The sequence below is a fragment of the Bathymodiolus platifrons methanotrophic gill symbiont genome (genome assembly GCF_002189065.1).
Classification (GTDB): domain Bacteria; phylum Pseudomonadota; class Gammaproteobacteria; order Methylococcales; family Methylomonadaceae; genus Methyloprofundus.
Window position 1 is genome coordinate 1 of sequence record NZ_BDMN01000501.1, and the last position, 1,966, is coordinate 1,966.

The following is a 1,966-nucleotide window of genomic DNA, read 5'->3' on the forward strand; positions in this document are numbered from 1 at the left end:
GCTGGGATGCCCAAAACAAGCTTTCGCAAAAATAGCGACTCCCCGCTCATCTATATTATCCGGGATTGGTTTTGGTAGAGGTAACGTCTCGCCTAAGATGTTGAGTTCAGAGGAGTAAGGCCCAATAATTACTCTTAAAGCTTCTTTGGCGTTTGCTACATTATTCTCTGCGGCAATAACATCTGATCTACTTTGATCATAACCTGCCTGAGCTTCATAAACATCGGTAATGGCAATCAGTCCAACCTCGAAGCGCTGTTGAGCCTGCTCTAGCTGCCTGGCTATGGTTTTCATTTGAGACATAGAAAAAGTGAGATCGTCCTGAGCAGCTAAAACATCAAAATAAACACTGGTAGTTCTAAGAATTAAATTCTGTTGTTCAGCAAGGTAGCTGGCATCAGCTTGGGCAATCTGTTTTTCTGACTGGGATAATTGCACCCACATATCCCAATGAAAAACGGGTTGTACCAGGTTAATTGAAAACTGGTTATCCCAAAATTTATTACTGCGTGTTTGGCCGAACTCAGTTTGAAATTTTGACTTCTGATATTGCCAGTTTTGAGAACCGGAATAACCCGCATTTATCGTGGGTAATAACCGGGCAATACTCTGATCCTTAGTTTCGCCTACTGCCATTTTATTAGCTAGTGACTGGCTTAAAACAGGGTCATTCTGCACTGCAAGGTCATAGGTTTTTAATAAATTTTGCGCAGACAATGCACTAGAAAATAACAATAAAACTGAAATACTCGTTTTTTTCATATACGCTTTCCAAAGCTAAGAACAATAATGTTCTATATTATAAAGCAATGATGTGAGGCTGTAATTTTCTTTTTAGGAGCTTTGTGCTAGTGCCCACGCGACATGTTCCCTAACCAACTCATCTTTATGATTTACTTTAAGATGCAAAGCTTGCCTGATTGTTGTACTAGCGGGAGCATTTCCCAGAGCAACAGCAATATTTCGTAACCATTGTTGATGGCCTATGCGTCTAATCGCAGAACCTTCAGTTTTATGTAAAAACTCCTCTTCGGTCCAGTTAAATAATTCTATTAAGTGCTGTGCATTGAGATTATGTCTAGGGCTAAAATCAGTTTCTTTACTAATCCGGGCAAAGCGATTCCACGGGCAGATTAGCTGGCAGTCATCACAGCCATAGATACGATTGCCCATTAAAGGTCTTAAATCTTCTGGAATGGAGCCCTTAAGTTCAATTGTTAGATAGGAAATACAACGCCGCGCATCAACTTGATAAGGTGTAACAATGGCCTGGGTAGGGCATATATCAAGGCAGGAAGTACACAGGCCACAATGATTTGAACTGGGAGAGTCCGGAACTAAAGGAAGAGAGGTATAAATTTCACCTAAAAAGAACCAGGATCCTGCTTTTTTATTAATAATATTGCTGTGTTTACCTATCCAGCCCAGGCCTGCTTTTTCAGCGATGGCTTTTTCTAGCACTGGCGCGGAGTCAACAAAAGCACGATAACCAAATACGCCTACTTCTTGCTCAATACGTTTAGCGAGTTTTTGTAAACGCTTGCGTAACACTTTATGGTAATCGCGTCCCAGAGCATAGCGGGAAATAAACCCGGCAATGGGATTATTTAACGTGGTTTCCATAGCTTCATGAGGCTCAGGTAAATAATCCATGCGTACTGAAATAATACTAACAGTTTCAGGCTGTAAAAGAGCAGGGCGGCTGCGTTTTAAACCATGCTTATGCATATAATCCATATCTGCATGATAACCTTTTGCCAGCCATTCGTGCAGACGCTGCTCTGCCTTCTGTAGATCGGTATCGCTTATACCCACTTGTTGAAAGCCTAGTTCATTGCCCCATTGTTTTATTTGCCGGGACAGTTCATTCATTGTCATATCCATTTCTATAATTGGACGATTATTTCAGGGGGGTGTTATATAACTGAAGTTTCCCAATTATTGAGTAGCTGAAATACACAATGCT

General features: G+C 41.1%; 2 protein-coding genes. Both read right to left on the reverse strand.

Going from position 1 to position 1,966, the window contains the following annotated elements; translation table 11 throughout:
• Nucleotides 1-762 (reverse strand): TolC family protein (locus CDZ78_RS19880; protein ID WP_167374422.1); only part of this gene is annotated, 762 nt, incomplete at its 3' end.
• A 72-nt stretch (nucleotides 763-834) separates the two neighbouring features.
• Nucleotides 835-1,872: a tRNA epoxyqueuosine(34) reductase QueG gene (gene queG, locus CDZ78_RS19885; RefSeq protein ID WP_373862503.1), complete on the reverse strand. Its 1,038-nt coding sequence runs from the start codon at nucleotides 1,870-1,872 to the stop codon at nucleotides 835-837.
• Nucleotides 1,873-1,966 lie beyond the last annotated feature (94 nt).